This is a genomic window from Flaviaestuariibacter amylovorans (genome assembly GCF_039541815.1).
GTDB lineage: Bacteria > Bacteroidota > Bacteroidia > Chitinophagales > Chitinophagaceae > Flavisolibacter > Flavisolibacter amylovorans.
Window position 1 is genome coordinate 309,684 of record NZ_BAABGY010000007.1, and the last position, 15,606, is coordinate 325,289.

Consider the following 15,606-nt stretch of genomic DNA (forward strand, 5'->3'; position numbering starts at 1 on the left):
GTTGGCTATTCCGAAGCACAAGGATCTTTCCAGGTAAAGCTAATCAGCCGGGGCATCAAGTGGTGAAAAAGAGAAAGCCCCGAGGAATACCTCAGGGCTTTGTCGGGATGACTGGATTCGAACCAGCGGCCTCTTCGTCCCGAACGAAGCGCGCTACCGGGCTGCGCTACATCCCGTTGGGGAGGTGCAAAATAACGAAATGAGTTTCAATCAACCATAAAAAATTTATAGAATCTCCGGAACACGGGCCACATCGATTACTGCAGGATATTCCAGCTGATACAATGCAGCAACCCGCCCTCGGGAGCCAGCTCGCGGCAGTCGATCGTTAAGATGCGGTGGCCCGGAAAAAGGGCATGCATCCGGCGCTCTGCGATCTCGTCGGCCGCAATGCCAAACACCGGGAGCACGATCGTATCGCCCAGGTGGAGGTAGTTGATATACAGGCCGCCGGCACCCGTGAGCTTTTGCAGCAGGTCCCCGGGTGCGTAGGGTATCTCTTCGGTCTTCAGTCCGGCGTTGTGGAGGGAGAGGGCGAGGTTCCGGAGAAAGGTCGCGTTCTCACCGGCTTTATACGCATTCACCAGCACGGTGTGTGCATCGACAAAGCGCAGTATGCCGTCGGCATGGCCGGTATAGTCGTAGGGCTGCCGGGGCACCACGATCACGCGTTCCACCTCGAGTGCCGCTTCGAGCGCGCGCAGCAGCTCTTTTTCTGTGTACTGTGGGTTTTCTTCGAACACACGCGTAGTCACGATCACCTGCTGCGCGTCCTTGACGACGTTGCCGCCGTCGAGCACGATCGGCACCGCGGCTGCCTCGATGCCGATCGCGGCACAGACTTCCGCCGCATCGGTGATCGTGAGCCGCCATTTCTGAGCTTTCAGGTAGGAGGGATCGTAGACGAACCGGACGAATTTCTGCTGGGCCACCTGTACCGGCATATAGTCGCGGGCCCAGATGTCGCGGGTGGCGGGCAACGCTGCATACCGGAGCCCGTTTGCTTCCAGGAGTGCCGTGAAGCGGTCGTAGAAAGGCTTTTGCTTGGTACTGAGCCGGTCGGAAAGGTAGAGCAAATTGGTTTGGGCATCGGTGATCATGGCAGTGCTTTGGTGCCGTGAAAATACGGATGCGGCGTATTGAAAAAAAAGGCGACCTCTCCCGGAAGCCGCCTCTACGCCAGGCCGGCGACCATTTCCCAGTGATCGCGGCCACTGCCATAGGTGCAAAGCCAGTGCCGCGGCCAAGGGACACGGAAAAGTTCGCCCGGCCGCACTTCTGGGGCATTGCCGCAGCGGGCATCGTTTTTTTGTTGAGGAGATTGTGGTGCGTATGGTGATGTCGATAAACATTTTGTTGCTTTGGAAGCACGGCGCTAGGCGCTTATGGCACCATTCCTGTGCGTGCTCCCGTCCATTCGTCATCTATGCAAGCACGACAGTTTCAGGCATTGAATGCCCATCAGCAGCTCCGGGGGTTGCTCCTGAATGGCGCCTGTATCGGGGAGCGGATCCAGCAAAACAAGCACATCCTGCTTTTCCAGCTACGCGCCACGTTCGTAGAAGTCTACTTTACCAGCAAGGGCGACCGGATCCTCTCGAGCCGGAAGTTCCGGAGCCCGGTCGGGCTGAAGCCCTACCTGTAATCCAACGTTCATAACAGCAATAAAAACAAGGTCATGACACTCCGAGAATTTACGGGACTCACCCTGGCGGCGAAGGCCGAAGAGCTGGAACTTTGGGCACAACCGGTCGCAGAGAAGGTGGTGAAGGGCTACCTCGTGCAGTGCTACCGTCTTTACGATTTTTATGTCGAGGTCTATTGCGACCCGGTGCAGGGCCATCCGTGCCGGTACCAGGCGTTCCGGGGAGCACTTGCACTGACAGCGTATTGAAGCGAAGTACCGTGGATGAAAAATCTTCCTGAAGGCAATCAATTTGGTTGCTTGGGCGTGTCGTGCGATGTAAGAAAAGTCGACGGATCGTTGCGCTTCTATACGGCAATCGATTATGACCTGATGCACGTGATCACAACGCGTCGGAAGGTTCGTTATGGCGCACCAGTGCTGACGTCGCAATCCAACCATTCTTGCCATGACGCGATGCGCCGCATTGCGATCAGCCAACAAGAAAAAAGTCGCGTGGCTTCGGTCTGAGGCTTTTATTCTTGAAGTCGGGTGGACTGGATTCGCCCCGAAGCCCCGGGACAGCGACTTTCCCGCCCAACGGGCGGGATGCGCTACCGGACTATAGGTAATGAAAAAAGCCTCCGACTTTCGTCTGAGGCTTTTCTTAAAGTCGGGTGGACTGGATTCGAACCAGCGACCCCTTGCACCCCATGCAAGTGCGCTACCGGGCTGCGCCACCACCCGTACCGGGGAATCGAAGAAACGCCTTGCGTTGTTTCCGCGACGGGGTGCAAATTTAAGGGAAATAGTATATTCAAAATCAGGCGACAAAGATTTTCTTTGCAGGGCATATGACCAACGAACGACGCGAAAAAATCGAAGCCGTACTTTCCAAAAGACAGGCCGGCCTGACCATTGTGCTGGAGAATGTGTTTGACCCGCATAACATCTCCGCCGTGATGCGCTCCTGCGACGCCGTTGGTGTGCAGGAGATTTACGTGCTCAATACCAAGATCCCGCGCCATAAAAAGTGGGGCGCCCGCTCATCGAGCAGTGCCGCCAAATGGCTCACAGTGCACCAGTTCACGGATGCGGCCGAATGCTTCCGCAAGCTCCGCGGCAAGTACGGGCGCATTTTAACAACCCACTTGTCGACCGATGCCGTAAGTTTATACGACTGCGACCTCACCGTGCCCACGGCCCTCGTTTTTGGCAATGAGCACGCCGGTGTCAGCGACGAATTCCGTGAGCAGGCCGACGGCAACTTCATCATTCCGCAGGTGGGCATGATCCAGTCGCTCAACATCTCGGTGGCCTGCGCGGTCACCCTCTACGAGGCCTACCGCCAGAAAAGCGTCGCCGGTCATTATGCGCAGCAACAACTGCCCGATGCGCATTATGGCGCGCTGGCACAACAATGGGGACTTTATGCAGAAAACGATCAATAAACTGGTACTTGCAACTGCCTTTGTGTGCGGCTCCATCGGGGCAAGTGCGCAGGGAAAGGCGATCCCGAAATGGAAGCTCGCCGACCTCGAAGCGGCTATGGCGGCGCCCGACCGTCCCACGGTCATCAACTTCTGGGCTACGTTTTGTAAGCCCTGCATCGCCGAGATACCGTATTTCCAGGAGCTCGTGAAGCGCTACGACAGCGCCGGCGTGCGCCTGCTGCTCGTGAGCCTCGACCTCACCGAAGCTTACCCGAAGCTGCCGGCCTTTGCCAAAAAACGTGGCTTCACGGCACCGATCGTCTTCCTCGACGAAACCAACGCCGACCGCTTCTGCCCGCCCGTTGATCCGAAATGGTCCGGGTCGATTCCGGCCACCCTGTTTCTCAATCCGGCCACCGGCTACCGGGCGTTTTACGAGGAAGGATTATCGAAAGAACGTTTCCACCAGGAACTTAAAAAACTGGTTGCTCCGAAGCCATAGAAAAAGCCCCGACGTTAGCGTCGGGGCTTTTTCTATCCATTCTTTTCTGACTACTTCACACGCTTGATCGTGCAGCCTACGGAGCGGGTCTCTTTCACTGACACTTCCTTGCCGGAGGTCAGTTCGTCCATCGCTTCTTTCAGGTGCTTGCGGGTAGCCGCTGCGGCGTCGTTGGCGTTGTCGTCGATGGCGCCGTGGTATACGAGCTTGCCCGACTTATCGAAGAGGAAGCACTCGGGTGTGCGGTTGGCACCGAAGGCGTCAGCCAGCTCGGAGTTCTTGTCCACCACGTAATTCCACTTGTAGCCCTGCGTTTTTGCGTACTCCTTCATCGCGTCAAACGAGTCGTCGGCACCGCGCTGCGCTTCGTTCGAATTCACCACGATGACGCCGATCTTTTTCCCAAGCGCATAATTGCTAGACTCGATCGTGCGTTCCTGGTATTTCACCACAAACGGGCAGGTGTTGCAGGAGAACATGACCAGGAGGCCGTTGGTGCCAACAGCATCCTTCAGCGATACCTGCTTGCCGCTGATGTCGGTCATCTTAAGTTCCGCCTTCGGCATTGATGCGCCGATGGGCAGCACCTCGGTAAAGGCGAAAAGGCCGACGAGTGCGGCCAAAAGGAGGGGGAAGCCCAGTTTTTTCATATGCGTGTTTTTTTGTGACCCTAAGTTCGGAAAGTTCCGCCGCCGTTGTTCACCGCTCGTCCTTTTTTGCACTGGTTTTACCGTCTTCCGTGTCGGGCACCGGACCGGCCACGCCAAAGTGCGCCACTTCTTTTTCCCGCTTCAGGTTGATCAGCGTCACGTTGAGCTCGAAGCCGATCAGCAGCAGGAGGGCGTTGATGAAAATGAGCGACATCAGGATAAAGACGGCACTGATGGAGCCGTACAGCTTGTTGTAGCTCGAGAAGTTGTTGACCCAATACGAAACAATGCCCGATGCCAGCACCATCAGCGAGGTGGCAAACACCGAGCCCGGCGTCAGGAAGGGCCATTTCTGCGATACGGCCGGACCGTGCCGGTAGATGAACGACACCGACCAGAACACCATCAGTACGATGGCCACCCAGCGCGTGGTAGCGATGATCTCGCGCACCTGGGCGCTTTCGATGCCGATGAATTTTAGCACCTGGCCCTGGGCCACGAGCAGTGCGATGCCTGTGAAGACGAGGAACTGCAGGATGAGCGTCATGCGGAGCGCCAGCTTGCGCTTTTGTAGCCCCGTAGTTTTACGGAAGCCTTCATAGTTCTTGTCGAAGGAACGCAAGATACCCATCATGGCATTGCTCGAGAAGAAGACGGCCAGCAACAGACCAAAGGAGAGGAGCCCGCCCCGGGGGCGCAGCAGCAGATCGCGCAGGAAGCCGATGATGGCGGTGTGGTTCTTTTCGCCCGGGATCACGTCGCGGATGATGCCGAACAGCTCGCGGATGAACTGCCGGGAAATGGGCAGGTAGGGCACGAGTGTGAAGAGGAACAGGAACGTGGGCGGGATGGCCATGAACACGTTGAACGAGATGGCGGACGCCCGCTCCGGTAGACTGGTGCGCCCCAGTTGCCGGCGAAAGGCACGTGTCAGCTCATAGAGGCTGAAATGCCGGATCCCCGGCACGAATGCATGCTTGCTCCCCTCGATCACATGGCGGAGGGGCGTACGGGTCAGGAACTGGCGCTTCAGCGAGGGAGTGGGCATCAGCGGGAAGTGTTGGCGTTGCGGCGGGCACGCTCGTTGAGGTTCTCGTGGTAAGCTTTCGCGTTCGTCAGGTGCTCGCCGTAGGTCTCCGTAAACAGGTGCGTGCCCGGCTTGTCGGGGTTGGCCACAAAGAAGTAATAGTTGGTGCGGGGCGCATCCAGCACGGCATCCAGCGTTTTACGCTGTGGCGTGCAGATGGGGCCCGGTGGTAGCCCTTTTACATAGTAGGTGTTGTACGGCGAGGCAACGGCGATATGCTCGTGCAGCACCCGCCTGATGGTAAAGTCGCCAACGGCATACTTGGCCGTAGGGTCGGCCTGCAGCTTCATATCCTTGCGGAGGCGGTTCAGGTACACAGACGCGATGGTGCCTTTCTCGGCCTGCGCATTCGTTTCCTCTTCCACGATGGAAGCGAGGGTATAGGCCTCGTGGGCCGAAAGGCCCTGCTCCTTCGCTTTGCCGGTCCGGGCTGCCGTCCAGTAACCCGCCGAAACATCGGCGAGCTTGCGCAACACCTGCCGGGGGGAGCTGTTCCAATAGTAGGTATAGGTATCCGGGAAGATCAGGGTCATGGCCGTCTGGGGCGTCGCATTGAAGGGGCGGAGCGAGTCGGCCGAGGCGAGGAAAGCCATCATGTCGGCTGAGTCGCATTCGAACTTGCGGCCCACGTCGCCCGCGAAATCGCCGAGGGTGCGGTATTTCGTGATCGTCAGCTTGACGGGCGTCTGTGCACCGTTGCGCAGCGTGCGTACGATGCGCAGGAGGCCGGTGCCCTTCGGAAACTCGTATTTGCCGGGGCGGATATGGTCCCAGTAGCCGAGGCGGTTGGCCAGGAACTCGAAGGCCGACACATTGCTAACGATCTCGTTCTTGCGCAGCGAGTCGAGCACGGCTTCGCGCGTGGCTGCTTTCGAGGAGATGTAGAGGGTCGCCTTCCGGCCGCTGAATCCGGTGCCGGACCCAAACAGGATCCAGCCGATGACGAGGCCGGCCAGCAGGCCGAGTCCGAGAACGATAAGCAGGATGCGTCGCATACGGGTAAAGTAAATAAAAAAACCCTGCCGCTGTGGCAGGGTGATTCTTAATGATTTGTTAGGGCCTGCCCTTAGCGTTGCTGCGCCGGAGCTGCGGGCGTCGGTACCTGGGGCTGGCTGCCGGAAGTGGTAGTGTTGGTACGCTGTGCAGGCGCTTCGAGCTTGATGTCGTCGCCGGCGACGTTGCGTGTGCCGGAGATGAAGAACGTGGAGGTGAGGCACAGTACCGCAATAACGGCGGCAAAGATCCAGGTGCCTTTCTCGAGCACGTCGGTAGTTTGCTTCACGCCCATGAACTGGTTGCTGAAGCCGGCCACGTTGCCGGCCAGGCCACCGCCTTTCGGGTTTTGCACCAGCACAATAAAGCCAAGAATCACAGCGGCGATGATGATCAGAATCAGGAACAAGGTGGTCATAAAGCGAGATTAGTCGTTGAGGCTATTGATTTTGTCTGCAAAATAAGCGCTTTTTGCGGGATGGAGCAAACTTAATTTGCGGTAGATCTGCGCCGCTTTGCGCTTGTTTCCCTGCTTCAGCCACACTTCCGCCATCGATTCGGTGACGATATCAGCCTGCTGCACGGAGTCGTCGGCAAGGTGGTCCACCTTTTCATCGGTCTTTGTGTCGAGTGGATCGGGCGTCGCCGCCTCGGGCAGTCGCTTCATGGTCTTAAGCCAGTCGGTAAAGCTTTTGAGCTGTTTGCCGAACTTATCGCGCGGCACTTCTTCCGCGGCGGTAAGCTTGATGCCTTGGGAGGCGAAGTAGTCTACCGTGTGAAAGGGCTCAAAGCTAAGGTCGCCTTTGGGCGGCGCGCTGAGGTCGATGGAAAACGACGGCAGGGAGGCCGGCTCGTCAGCCGGAGGCGGTGCGGCTACCTCTTCGTCTGCGATCTCGTCCCTGCCCTCGGTCAGCTCATCGGAGAGCAGCGGCGGCGCCACTTGCGCGTCGGGTTCTGGAATTTCCGGCATTTCAAGGGCCACCGGTTCGGCCCCCTCGTGCTCTTCTGACGACACCGGTAAGGCGCCTTCCTCCGCGGTGATCCCGGCAGGCTCAGGCTGGGTAACTTCCGGCTCAGCCGCGGCGATGCCAGAAGGGGCGTCTGGCTCCGGTGCCGTTGTGCCGGGCACAAGCTCGCGGTTGAGCAGGAGTTCAAACGACAACGGGTCGTGGAAATACAGGATGGCCTTCTGGTACTGGATGCGGTACTCTTCGGAGGCCGGGTCGAGTTTCTTGAGGAGCAGGAAGTGCGCGGGCGCGAAATAGGGATATTGCTCCGTCAGCTGGCGCAGCTCACCGGGACTGCAGTCGGCAAAAGACTTGTTCAGAAGGGGCTCGGTAAGTGCTTGCATCGGCGCTGCCATGCCGCCAAATTACATTCATTTACCAATTCGAAAACAGGCGGTTGAAAATATCGTCCGTCAGGTTGCGGATTATTTCTTCCGACAGCGCAGCTTCAGCCTGTTGCAGGGAAAGCGAGGCGCCGAAGTCGAACGGGCGGTTGATGTCATATTCGACCGGAGGGCTGTTCGGGTTGCGGTTGTTGGTGAGGGAAATGTGGACCGTGATGGTGAGGCGGTTCAGGTTTGCCTCTTTGTTGGAAATACCTGACGTCGTCACGGCGTAATCGGTCACGACGGCTTTTACGTCGTAGTCGGCGTTGTCGGCATTGGTGAGCGAGAGGCGCGTCTGGCCCTGGATTTTGCGGCGAAGGCGCTCGGAGAGGGCGGGGCTCAGCTGCGGGTTCACATAAGGCGCCTTATTGTCGATGTATTGGATGCGGATGCTCTTGATGGAGTCGGGGATCGCCACGTCGCGGAAGCTGTAAACGCCGCAGGAGCTGTTCGTGAACGCGATCGCCAGCAACAGCACGAGCGCGAGCACCGGGGACCAGCGTTTCAGCGAATGGTGAATGGTCAATGGTGAATGCGTTTTCTTCCCGTTCAACATATCGTTTATAAAATGTATTTGCCGATAATTTTTTCCAAAGCTAAACGACGCTTTTCTTAACGAAGCCCTAATTGTGTGGTGCCTATTGACCATTCACCATTGACCATTCGCCATTCACTCATCGATATTATATTCCTTCAGCTTGCGGTAAAGCGTACGTTCGGAGATGCCGAGGTCGGCGGCTGCATCCTTACGCTTGTTCTTGTGCTTTTTGAGCGCCTTGATAATGAGTTCCTTTTCCTTGTCCATGATATTGAGGCTCTCGTCTACCTCCTCGTGCTCGTGGATGCCGTCGTGGTGCACGATCACCGGGCTGCCGGGGGCAAGGTTCGGGTTGTGCGGCACCAGCACCGGTTGCAGCGGCGCATCGTCGTGGTGCGGATGCACTTCCTGCAGCTCGCGGAACAAGGCGCCATGCTGCGCCGCCGCGCCCGGGTTCTGGAGCATCTCCGCGAACAGCTTCTTCAGCTCCGTCACGTCGCGCTTCATGTCGAAGAACAGCTTGTACAGGATCTCGCGCTCGTTGGCGAACTCACCGCCGCCGCCATTGCCGCCCGATGCAAGCACCGGGAGCCGGTTCATGGTGGCCTCGGGCAGGAAGCGGGTGAGTTCCTGGGCGTTCACATTCTTGTCGGAGGCCAGCACCGAGATCTGCTCGGCGATGTTCTTGAGCTCGCGCACATTGCCTGGCCAGGTGTACGACACGAGGCGGTGGCGCGCGGCCTCGTCGAGCTGCACGGGCGTGGTCTTATAGCGCTCCGCAAAATCCACCACGAACTTGCGGAACAACAGGGGGATGTCTTCTTTACGGTCGCGCAGGGCGGGCACGCGGATGGGCACGGTGTTGAGCCGGTAGTACAGGTCTTCCCGGAACTTTCCGGCCTGCACCTGCTGCAGCAGGTCGCGGTTGGTGGCGGCAATGACGCGCACGTCGGTTTTCACCACTTTGGAGGAGCCCACGCGGATGAACTCGCCGGTCTCCAGCACGCGCAGCAGGCGGGCCTGGGTGCCGAGCGGCATCTCGCCGATCTCGTCGAGGAAGATGGTGCCGCCGTTGACAGTTTCGAAATAGCCCTTCCGGCTGTCGACCGCCCCGGTAAAGGAACCCTTCTCATGGCCGAACAGCTCCGAGTCGATGGTGCCTTCGGGGATGGCGCCGCAGTTAACGGCAATGAAGGGATTGTGCTTGCGCGCGGAAAGCGAGTGGATGATATGAGAGAACGCTTCCTTGCCCACGCCGCTTTCGCCTACAATGAGCACGGTGAGATCGGTATTTGATACCTGGGTAGCTACCTGCAGGGCGTAGTTGAGCGCGGGCGAGTTGCCGATGATGCCGAATCTGTTCTTGATGCTTTGCTGATCCATTCTGTCGGTTTATGCTGAGAGTAGTCGCTGTTTCGATGGGGCCGTGCTGGGTCGTGAAGCGTCAGGCGGGAGGTGACGTTTCCGGCGCCAGCACCTTCTTCTGATGCCTCACGATGTTCAGGAAGCCACCATTTCACCCAAAAGCGTTGCCTGCGTGCATTCGAGTACACGCACCTGCACGTAGTCGCCCGGCTTATGGTTGCCGTTGCCTTTCGGGAACACGACCACCTTGTTCTGGGAGTTGCGGCCCATCCAGTCGGCCTCGCTGCGCTTCGACGGCGCCTCGATCAGCACGTTAAAGGTCCGGCCAATGTCTTTGCGGTTGTGCTCCAGCGAGAGGCGGTTCTGTAATTCTACGATCTCCTTAAGACGCCGCTTCTTGACGTCCTCGGGTATATCGTCTTTGTAGCGACGCTGGGCCAGGGTGCCGGGGCGCTCGCTGTAGAAGAACATATAGCTCATCGCGTACTGCGCGTGCTCCATCATCGAAAGGGTGTCCTGGTGGTCTTCTTCCGTTTCGGTGCAGAAGCCGGCAATGACGTCGGACGATAGTGCGCAATCGGGCATGATGGCGCGGATGCGGTCTACCTTGGCGGCGTACCACTCGCGTGTATAGGTGCGGTTCATCAGCTGCAGCACGCGGGTGGAGCCGCTTTGCAGGGGCAGGTGAATGTACTTGCAGATGTTCTCGTACTTCGCCATCGTGTGCACCACCTCGTCGGTGATGTCTTTCGGGTGCGAGGTGGAGAAGCGCACGCGCAGCTCGGGCGAGAGCAGCGCCACTTCTTCCAGCAGCATCGCAAAAGTCACGGGTGTACCGCCGTCGGGGGTATAGTAATACGAGTCCACATTCTGGCCCAGGAGCGTCACTTCGCGGTAGCCGTTTCGCAGCAGCTCCCGGCATTCGTTGAGGATCGACACGTGGTCGCGGCTACGCTCGCGGCCGCGGGTGAAAGGCACCACACAGAAGGAGCACATATTGTTGCAGCCGCGCATGATGGAAACGAAGGCCGTAATGCCGTTGGAGTTGAGGCGCACCGGCGCGATGTCGGCGTAGGTCTCTTCGCGGCTCAGGAGCACGTTCACGCCTTTCTGGCCGCCGTCGGCCTCCTCGATGAGCTGGGGGAGCGTCCGGTAGGCGTCGGGACCCACCACGATATCGACGAGCTTTTCCTCTTCCAGGAACTTGCTTTTGAGGCGCTCGGCCATGCAGCCCAGCACGCCTACGAGGGTGGCCGGGCGCTGCTGCTTCAGCTTGCGGAACTCGGTGAGGCGCTTGCGCACGGTTTGCTCGGCCTTTTCGCGGATGGAGCAGGTGTTGAGCAGGATGAGGTCGGCCTCCTCGAAGTTGCGGGTAGCGCCAAAGCCCTGCTCGGAGAGGATGGAGGCCACGATCTCCGAGTCGGAGAAGTTCATCTGGCAGCCATAGCTCTCGATATAAAAACGGCGCTTAAAGGTGTTGGGGTCCTGTGCAAAGGGGGCATAGGCCTCGCCCTGACGCCCTTCATCGATCACTTTTTCGGTCAATTCCAGCATAACACGGTTTCTGAGCGGCAAAGATAACGGATGCCGGCTCAGTAAGTGACATTCTGGCAGATTTTTAGGAAATCGAACCTAGGGCAAATAGAGCTTCAGGCGGGTGGCCAGCCAGCTTTCCTTTACCGGCACGAGCCATTTTGTTTCGAGCTCCTGCCGTGTACCTACCGTGTTGTTGAAATACAGCGTGTCGGGCGTGATCAAGCCTGCGGTGAGGGCGGGCTGCAGCTGCGCCATCGGGATCGTCTCGATCTTTTCCTTTACCACGAAGGCAAGGTGGGTGCGGTTAAAGAAGTCGACATTGAATTGTTTGCCCAGCTCCTGTACGAAATGCACCGAAGAATCGGTGCTGCAGCCCGACACGCCCGCCGCGCGCTCGTCGGCCATCAGCACGAGAAACTGACCGAACAGCAGGTTGCCGTATGCCTTCACTTTCGCCCCGTGTGAGCGCCACTGCGCGCAGAATTCTTCGATCCTAGGCTCCATCTCAAGGGCTTCGGACATAAAGAAGCGGCGGTTGCTCTGGTAGATCCAGACCCGCGAGTCGGGGGCGAAGTCTTCGGGAAGGAGGTGCCGGAATTCAAGGTTCATGGCGCAAAGCTAGGTATTGGTTTATTTGTCTAGTGGTCTATTTGTATATTGGTAAGGTAGCGTCTGCGTGCGGGCATGCTCTCCAGGATCGTTCCACTCGCTGCCCGGTCCGGCAGGTGTAACATGAATAACGGGGCGTAGTAGACGAAGAAATCTTAGATCTATAAGCAAATCCTAAATCCGAAATCCAAAATCTGAGATCCGCGATCTGCGATCTGAGATCCCTCAGGGGCGTTCGAGCTGCCAGTCGTCTACGATCCAGGTGCCGAGCAGTCCGGGGCGTGCAGTAACCACCACGCGGTAGTCCGAAGGATTTTCTGACCCATAGGGTTTCGTGTATGCGGAGGCCGTGGGCAGGTCCGTACGGCGTCCCTCGAATTCTACTTCAATCCCGGGGTTGCGCCGTAGGCGGAACCGGACGACGCGGCACTCCAACGACTTTGGCTGCGCGCCGACGGCTGCCCGCAGGTTGATGCGTTCAAAGAGCACGGTGCCGGCCGCTCCAAGCACAAAGAACCCGAGCACGGCACCAAGCAGGCCGAGCAGGACGACCATCGTCCAGGCTTTGCCCCGCTGCGTTCCTTCCCTAAAGCGCGCGCTGATGTCGGACCGGAGCCAGAGCAGCAGGAGGGGGATTCCGAGCAGGGCGGGGAGCACGTGCAGGAGAAGGTACTAGGTGGTGTTGCCGCCGATTTGGAGGTAGCCGAAAAAGCGCTGGTAGGCGATCACAAAAACGATGGCGAGCAGCACGATCCAGTGGAACCGGCGATCTACCGTTTGGATGAGCCGGGCTTCATTGCGGTCCTTTTGGCCGCGCTGCACTTTTTTAGATAAGGAATGCATATCGGGTAGATCTTGTACGGCCGGTTCCCGCTGCGGGTTTCCAAGTGCCGGGAAGATTGCCAGGAGTTGCCGATTCCGCAAATGGGTGGCGTGCCGCACTCAGCGATGGCTCTGCAGGTCCCAATCCTCCACGAGCCAGGTGCCTAGCAGCGCGGGGCGGGCTTTCAGAACGATGAAGTGTCCTTCGGGCGATTCGTCTTCGTACAGCTCGCGCCAGGAGTTTACCATGGGCACCTGCTCGAGTCCTCCCTGGAAGCGGTACCAGATCTTCGGGTTTTTGCTGGTGGAGAAGGATTCGACCGGACACTCCAGCGTTTCCGTTGGACGGCCTCCCGTCACCGATCGGTTGACCAGGTCCCAGGCTACCTCGATCGGAAAGCCTACGACGAGGTAGCTGACGACCGCGCCTTTTGCCAGCTGCAGGAACGCCATGACGATTTTTTCAAACCAGTTGAGGCCATCGAAGGATTTCAGCAGCGCGTTCCGTTGCCAGTACCCGAGCAACAGCAGGCCCGTCGCGACCGGGATGAAAAAGACCAGTGCCCGGTACAAATTGCTGCCGCCTACCTGGTGGATGCGGACAGAGAGCCGGTACACCACGAACAGCAGGATGACCAGGATCAGGAGCGCATACTGCGTTTTCCCGCTCCCGTTGCCCTTTTGCGATCGTTGTTGTTTCACCTTAACCGAGTGACCCATGGCTGTACCTGATGTGATTCCAGTAAGCAAGCGGCACCACAATGGCCGCTAACAGGCAACATCAAACAAGCTTACTCCATACTTGCCGCTACGAGCTCGGCCACGTCGAGCACCTGCACGTCGCCTTCTTTCTCGTGGTTCTTGACGCCATCGGTAAGCATCGTATTGCAGAACGGACAGGCGGCGGCCACGATCTGGGCGCCGGTATCGATGGCCTCCGACGCACGCTCAATGTTGATGCGCACATCGCCCTTCTCTTCCTCCTTGAACATCTGCGCTCCGCCGGCGCCGCAGCAGAGGCCGTTCTTGCGGCAGCGCTTCATCTCGATGAGCTCGGCGTCGAGGGCTTCGAGCACCTGGCGCGGCGCTTCATAGATGTCGTTGCCGCGGCCCAGGTAGCAGGAATCGTGGTAGGTGATCTTGCGGCCCTTGAACGTTTCGCCGGCTTTCATGCGGATCTTGCCGGCGTTGATCAGCTCCTGCAGGTAGGTGGTGTGGTGCACCACCTCGTAGTTGCCGCCCAGCACGGGGTATTCGTTCTTGAAGATGTTGAAGCAGTGCGGGCAGGTGGTCACGATGCGCTTCACTGCGTAGTTGTTCAGGGTCTGGATGTTCTGGTAGGCCATCATCTGGAACAGGAACTCGTTGCCGGCACGGCGGGCCGGGTCGCCGGTGCAGAGCTCCTCGGGACCCAGGATGGCGAAGGACACACCCACCTTGTGCAGGATGGTGGCAAAGGCTTTCGTGATCTTTTGTGCCCGCCCGTCGAAAGAGCCGGCGCAGCCGACCCAGAACAACACTTCGGGCGTTTCCCCGGCAGCCGTCAGTTCGGCCATGGTACGTACCAGCATAGAAAGGATTTAGTGATCTAGGATCGCAGATGTCAGATCTGTTTTATCCAAACAACCGTGCAACCCCTATGTTCGTTTGGGCCCAAAAATAGGGGATAACAGCGCTATTCGTGGATTGGTCTGTTTGTCTGATGGTCCAGGGTTAAGCTGTTTCGCCACGCACCGTTTATCGAAACCGTACTGTCATCCAACCGGTATCCCCATGAACCTCCCGCCCAACCTCCTTCATTCCTCATTACCCCATCACCCCATTAGCCCATCAGCACATTACCCCATCAGCATATTCGCCATCAGCACATTACCCCATTAGCACATTAGCCCATTATCTTTGCTCGCCCATGACAAAATTCCTCGACCGCCTGACCAACTGGGAGCAATGGCCGTTCTGGATGCGGTACCTCAACATCACCCCCATGTGGGCCTGGTATTGTATCCGCTCGGGAACGCCCTGGTTCTTTACGCCGTCCAATCCCACATTGACGTTCGGCGGCTTCGAGGGAGAGAGCAAGCGCGAGATGTACGAGCAACTGCCCCCGGGTACTTTTCCCGACACCATCTACATCGAGCCGTATCGCCCCTTCGCCGGGGTGCAGGCTCAGGTGGAGGCCGGTGGGTTTTCTTTTCCCTTCATCGTAAAGCCCGACGTGGGCATGGCCGGCATCCTGTTCCGGAAGATCCATAGCTGGGAGGAGCTGGCAGCCTACCACGCGCAGATGCCGGTCGACTACATCGTGCAGACCCTCATACCTTTCGACATCGAGTACAGCATCTTTTATTACCGCTATCCCGGGGAGCAACGCGGCACCATCACGGGCTTCCTGCAAAAGGAGCCGATGAGCGTCACGGGCGACGGGCAGCGTTCGCTGCGGCAGCTTATGGAAGCGCATCCGAAGGCGAAGTACCGGCTCGACGAACTCTTTACCAAGCATGAAGCGACACTTGAAGAAATACTGCCTGCCGGCGAGAAGCGCTTCCTGACCTATGCCGCCAACCTGAACCGCGGCGGGCACTTCATCAACCTGCACGATGCCATTGACGAAGCGCTGCTGTCGGTAGTGGATGGGCTGAATCAGTACTCCAGGGAGTTTTACTACGGCCGCTACGACCTGAAGGCGGCTTCGCTCGAAGACCTGAAGTCGGGGCGTAACTTCCTGCTGCTCGAGTACAACGGCTCGGGCGCCGAGCCCAACCATGTGTATAATTGCGGGATGCGCCTGCGTGATGCCCACCGGGAAATCCTCCGCCACTGGAAGGCGCTTTACGAGATATCCGCCGCCAACCGCCGGCGGGGCATCGAGCCCTGGGCGCTCCGGAAAGGCTGGCGCTTCCTGAAAGAGGCGGGGCGGCACTTCAAAAAACTCAAGGAGCTCGACGAGCGGGTATAGAAGCATAGACCAGAAACACGGATGGCACCGATCGGGCGAATCCGTACGGATCAAACCCGTTTCGATCGGTGCCGCCCGTCCGGTCCGTGTTCTTTCTC

20 protein-coding genes and 2 tRNA genes are annotated in these 15,606 nt (G+C 58.5%); 6 read left to right on the plus strand and 16 right to left on the minus strand.

Annotated elements, in window-relative coordinates:
• Positions 1–102: 102 nt before the first annotated feature.
• Together ABD937_RS09810 and ABD937_RS09815 are read right to left on the minus strand one after the other, a co-directional pair.
• Positions 103–176: transfer RNA gene (locus tag ABD937_RS09810), tRNA-Pro, on the minus strand.
• A gap of 81 nt (positions 177–257) precedes the next feature.
• Positions 258–1,100 carry an agmatine deiminase family protein gene (locus ABD937_RS09815; protein ID WP_345255429.1) on the minus strand — a complete coding sequence of 281 codons (843 nt, stop codon included), beginning with the start codon at positions 1,098–1,100 and terminating at the stop codon, positions 258–260.
• A gap of 326 nt (positions 1,101–1,426) precedes the next feature.
• On the opposite strand from ABD937_RS09815, the gene ABD937_RS09820 reads away from it, so the two are divergent.
• Genes ABD937_RS09820 through ABD937_RS09830 form a run of 3 tightly spaced genes read left to right on the plus strand, consistent with a single transcriptional unit; the run spans position 1,427 to position 2,155 of the window.
• Positions 1,427–1,645: a hypothetical protein gene (locus ABD937_RS09820; protein ID WP_345255431.1), complete on the plus strand. Its 219-nt coding sequence runs from the start codon at positions 1,427–1,429 to the stop codon at positions 1,643–1,645.
• Between the two features lie 33 nt (positions 1,646–1,678).
• Positions 1,679–1,894 (plus strand): hypothetical protein, encoded by a 216-nt coding sequence (locus tag ABD937_RS09825; protein ID WP_345255432.1) that lies wholly within the window; start codon positions 1,679–1,681, stop codon positions 1,892–1,894.
• Between the two features lie 15 nt (positions 1,895–1,909).
• Entirely contained in the window at positions 1,910–2,155 is a 246-nt protein-coding gene (locus ABD937_RS09830; RefSeq protein ID WP_345255433.1) for a hypothetical protein, read from the plus strand.
• Between the two features lie 142 nt (positions 2,156–2,297).
• Here the strand turns inward: ABD937_RS09830 and ABD937_RS09835 are convergent.
• Positions 2,298–2,371, minus strand: a tRNA-Pro gene (locus ABD937_RS09835).
• Positions 2,372–2,478: 107 nt separating this feature from the next.
• Here ABD937_RS09835 and ABD937_RS09840 point away from each other — a divergent pair.
• Together ABD937_RS09840 and ABD937_RS09845 are read left to right on the plus strand one after the other, a co-directional pair.
• The gene (locus ABD937_RS09840) at positions 2,479–3,075 is read left to right on the plus strand and encodes a TrmH family RNA methyltransferase (RefSeq protein ID WP_345255434.1); all 597 of its coding nucleotides are present in this window, start codon (positions 2,479–2,481) and stop codon (positions 3,073–3,075) included.
• Positions 3,056–3,559: a TlpA family protein disulfide reductase gene (locus ABD937_RS09845; protein ID WP_345255435.1), complete on the plus strand. Its 504-nt coding sequence runs from the start codon at positions 3,056–3,058 to the stop codon at positions 3,557–3,559. The genes ABD937_RS09840 and ABD937_RS09845 overlap by 20 nt, the downstream gene beginning before the upstream one ends.
• A gap of 50 nt (positions 3,560–3,609) precedes the next feature.
• Here ABD937_RS09845 and ABD937_RS09850 read toward each other — a convergent pair whose 3' ends face one another.
• The 13 genes from ABD937_RS09850 to ABD937_RS09910 all read right to left on the minus strand — a co-directional run bounded on the left by ABD937_RS09850 (position 3,610) and on the right by ABD937_RS09910 (position 14,123).
• Entirely contained in the window at positions 3,610–4,209 is a 600-nt protein-coding gene (locus ABD937_RS09850; protein WP_345255437.1) for a redoxin family protein, read from the minus strand.
• Positions 4,210–4,258: 49 nt separating this feature from the next.
• Positions 4,259–5,257, minus strand: a complete 999-nt coding sequence (locus ABD937_RS09855) for a YihY/virulence factor BrkB family protein (protein ID WP_345255439.1) — start codon at positions 5,255–5,257, stop codon at positions 4,259–4,261.
• The gene (mltG, locus tag ABD937_RS09860; protein ID WP_345255440.1) at positions 5,257–6,291 is read right to left on the minus strand and encodes an endolytic transglycosylase MltG; all 1,035 of its coding nucleotides are present in this window, start codon (positions 6,289–6,291) and stop codon (positions 5,257–5,259) included. The genes ABD937_RS09855 and mltG overlap by 1 nt, the downstream gene beginning before the upstream one ends.
• 71 nt (positions 6,292–6,362) lie before the next feature.
• On the minus strand, positions 6,363–6,707 hold the full coding sequence (gene secG / locus ABD937_RS09865; RefSeq protein WP_345255441.1) for a preprotein translocase subunit SecG: 345 nt from the start codon (positions 6,705–6,707) through the stop codon (positions 6,363–6,365).
• Between the two features lie 9 nt (positions 6,708–6,716).
• Positions 6,717–7,652, minus strand: a complete 936-nt coding sequence (locus tag ABD937_RS09870; RefSeq protein ID WP_345255442.1) for a hypothetical protein — start codon at positions 7,650–7,652, stop codon at positions 6,717–6,719.
• A gap of 19 nt (positions 7,653–7,671) precedes the next feature.
• On the minus strand, positions 7,672–8,208 hold the full coding sequence (locus ABD937_RS09875) for an LptE family protein (RefSeq protein ID WP_345255444.1): 537 nt from the start codon (positions 8,206–8,208) through the stop codon (positions 7,672–7,674).
• Between the two features lie 144 nt (positions 8,209–8,352).
• A complete protein-coding gene (locus ABD937_RS09880; RefSeq protein ID WP_345255446.1) occupies positions 8,353–9,603 on the minus strand; it encodes a sigma-54 interaction domain-containing protein in 1,251 nt (416 codons plus the stop codon).
• Between the two features lie 117 nt (positions 9,604–9,720).
• A complete protein-coding gene (miaB, locus tag ABD937_RS09885; RefSeq protein WP_345255447.1) occupies positions 9,721–11,139 on the minus strand; it encodes a tRNA (N6-isopentenyl adenosine(37)-C2)-methylthiotransferase MiaB in 1,419 nt (472 codons plus the stop codon).
• A 78-nt stretch (positions 11,140–11,217) separates the two neighbouring features.
• Positions 11,218–11,730, minus strand: a complete 513-nt coding sequence (locus tag ABD937_RS09890; protein ID WP_345255448.1) for a hypothetical protein — start codon at positions 11,728–11,730, stop codon at positions 11,218–11,220.
• A 225-nt stretch (positions 11,731–11,955) separates the two neighbouring features.
• Complete coding sequence (locus ABD937_RS09895; RefSeq protein ID WP_345255449.1) at positions 11,956–12,387, minus strand: hypothetical protein; 432 nt, start codon at positions 12,385–12,387, stop codon at positions 11,956–11,958.
• A gap of 15 nt (positions 12,388–12,402) precedes the next feature.
• Positions 12,403–12,573: a hypothetical protein gene (locus ABD937_RS09900; protein ID WP_345255451.1), complete on the minus strand. Its 171-nt coding sequence runs from the start codon at positions 12,571–12,573 to the stop codon at positions 12,403–12,405.
• Positions 12,574–12,672: 99 nt separating this feature from the next.
• Entirely contained in the window at positions 12,673–13,254 is a 582-nt protein-coding gene (locus ABD937_RS09905; RefSeq protein ID WP_345255453.1) for a hypothetical protein, read from the minus strand.
• Positions 13,255–13,343: 89 nt separating this feature from the next.
• Entirely contained in the window at positions 13,344–14,123 is a 780-nt protein-coding gene (locus ABD937_RS09910; RefSeq protein WP_345255454.1) for a (Fe-S)-binding protein, read from the minus strand.
• A 338-nt stretch (positions 14,124–14,461) separates the two neighbouring features.
• Between ABD937_RS09910 and ABD937_RS09915 the strand changes: the two genes are divergently transcribed.
• Positions 14,462–15,508 (plus strand): hypothetical protein, encoded by a 1,047-nt coding sequence (locus ABD937_RS09915; RefSeq protein WP_345255456.1) that lies wholly within the window; start codon positions 14,462–14,464, stop codon positions 15,506–15,508.
• Positions 15,509–15,606: the final 98 nt, after the last annotated feature.

What these genes read in the sequence shown, in the direction of transcription:
- ABD937_RS09825 (WP_345255432.1), top strand. Translation starts at nt 1,679, where the DNA reads ATGACACTCCGAGAATTTACGGGACTCACCCTGGCGGCGAAGGCCGAA.
- ABD937_RS09845 (WP_345255435.1), top strand. Translation starts at nt 3,056, where the DNA reads ATGCAGAAAACGATCAATAAACTGGTACTTGCAACTGCCTTTGTGTGC.
- ABD937_RS09815 (WP_345255429.1), bottom strand. Translation starts at nt 1,100, where the DNA reads ATGATCACCGATGCCCAAACCAATTTGCTCTACCTTTCCGACCGGCTC.
- ABD937_RS09840 (WP_345255434.1), top strand. Translation starts at nt 2,479, where the DNA reads ATGACCAACGAACGACGCGAAAAAATCGAAGCCGTACTTTCCAAAAGA.
- ABD937_RS09900 (WP_345255451.1), bottom strand. Translation starts at nt 12,573, where the DNA reads ATGCATTCCTTATCTAAAAAAGTGCAGCGCGGCCAAAAGGACCGCAAT.
- ABD937_RS09850 (WP_345255437.1), bottom strand. Translation starts at nt 4,209, where the DNA reads ATGAAAAAACTGGGCTTCCCCCTCCTTTTGGCCGCACTCGTCGGCCTT.
- mltG (WP_345255440.1), bottom strand. Translation starts at nt 6,291, where the DNA reads ATGCGACGCATCCTGCTTATCGTTCTCGGACTCGGCCTGCTGGCCGGC.
- ABD937_RS09870 (WP_345255442.1), bottom strand. Translation starts at nt 7,652, where the DNA reads ATGGCAGCGCCGATGCAAGCACTTACCGAGCCCCTTCTGAACAAGTCT.
- secG (WP_345255441.1), bottom strand. Translation starts at nt 6,707, where the DNA reads ATGACCACCTTGTTCCTGATTCTGATCATCATCGCCGCTGTGATTCTT.
- ABD937_RS09820 (WP_345255431.1), top strand. Translation starts at nt 1,427, where the DNA reads ATGCAAGCACGACAGTTTCAGGCATTGAATGCCCATCAGCAGCTCCGG.
- ABD937_RS09830 (WP_345255433.1), top strand. Translation starts at nt 1,910, where the DNA reads ATGAAAAATCTTCCTGAAGGCAATCAATTTGGTTGCTTGGGCGTGTCG.
- ABD937_RS09880 (WP_345255446.1), bottom strand. Translation starts at nt 9,603, where the DNA reads ATGGATCAGCAAAGCATCAAGAACAGATTCGGCATCATCGGCAACTCG.
- ABD937_RS09890 (WP_345255448.1), bottom strand. Translation starts at nt 11,730, where the DNA reads ATGAACCTTGAATTCCGGCACCTCCTTCCCGAAGACTTCGCCCCCGAC.
- miaB (WP_345255447.1), bottom strand. Translation starts at nt 11,139, where the DNA reads ATGCTGGAATTGACCGAAAAAGTGATCGATGAAGGGCGTCAGGGCGAG.
- ABD937_RS09910 (WP_345255454.1), bottom strand. Translation starts at nt 14,123, where the DNA reads ATGCTGGTACGTACCATGGCCGAACTGACGGCTGCCGGGGAAACGCCC.
- ABD937_RS09915 (WP_345255456.1), top strand. Translation starts at nt 14,462, where the DNA reads ATGACAAAATTCCTCGACCGCCTGACCAACTGGGAGCAATGGCCGTTC.
- ABD937_RS09855 (WP_345255439.1), bottom strand. Translation starts at nt 5,257, where the DNA reads ATGCCCACTCCCTCGCTGAAGCGCCAGTTCCTGACCCGTACGCCCCTC.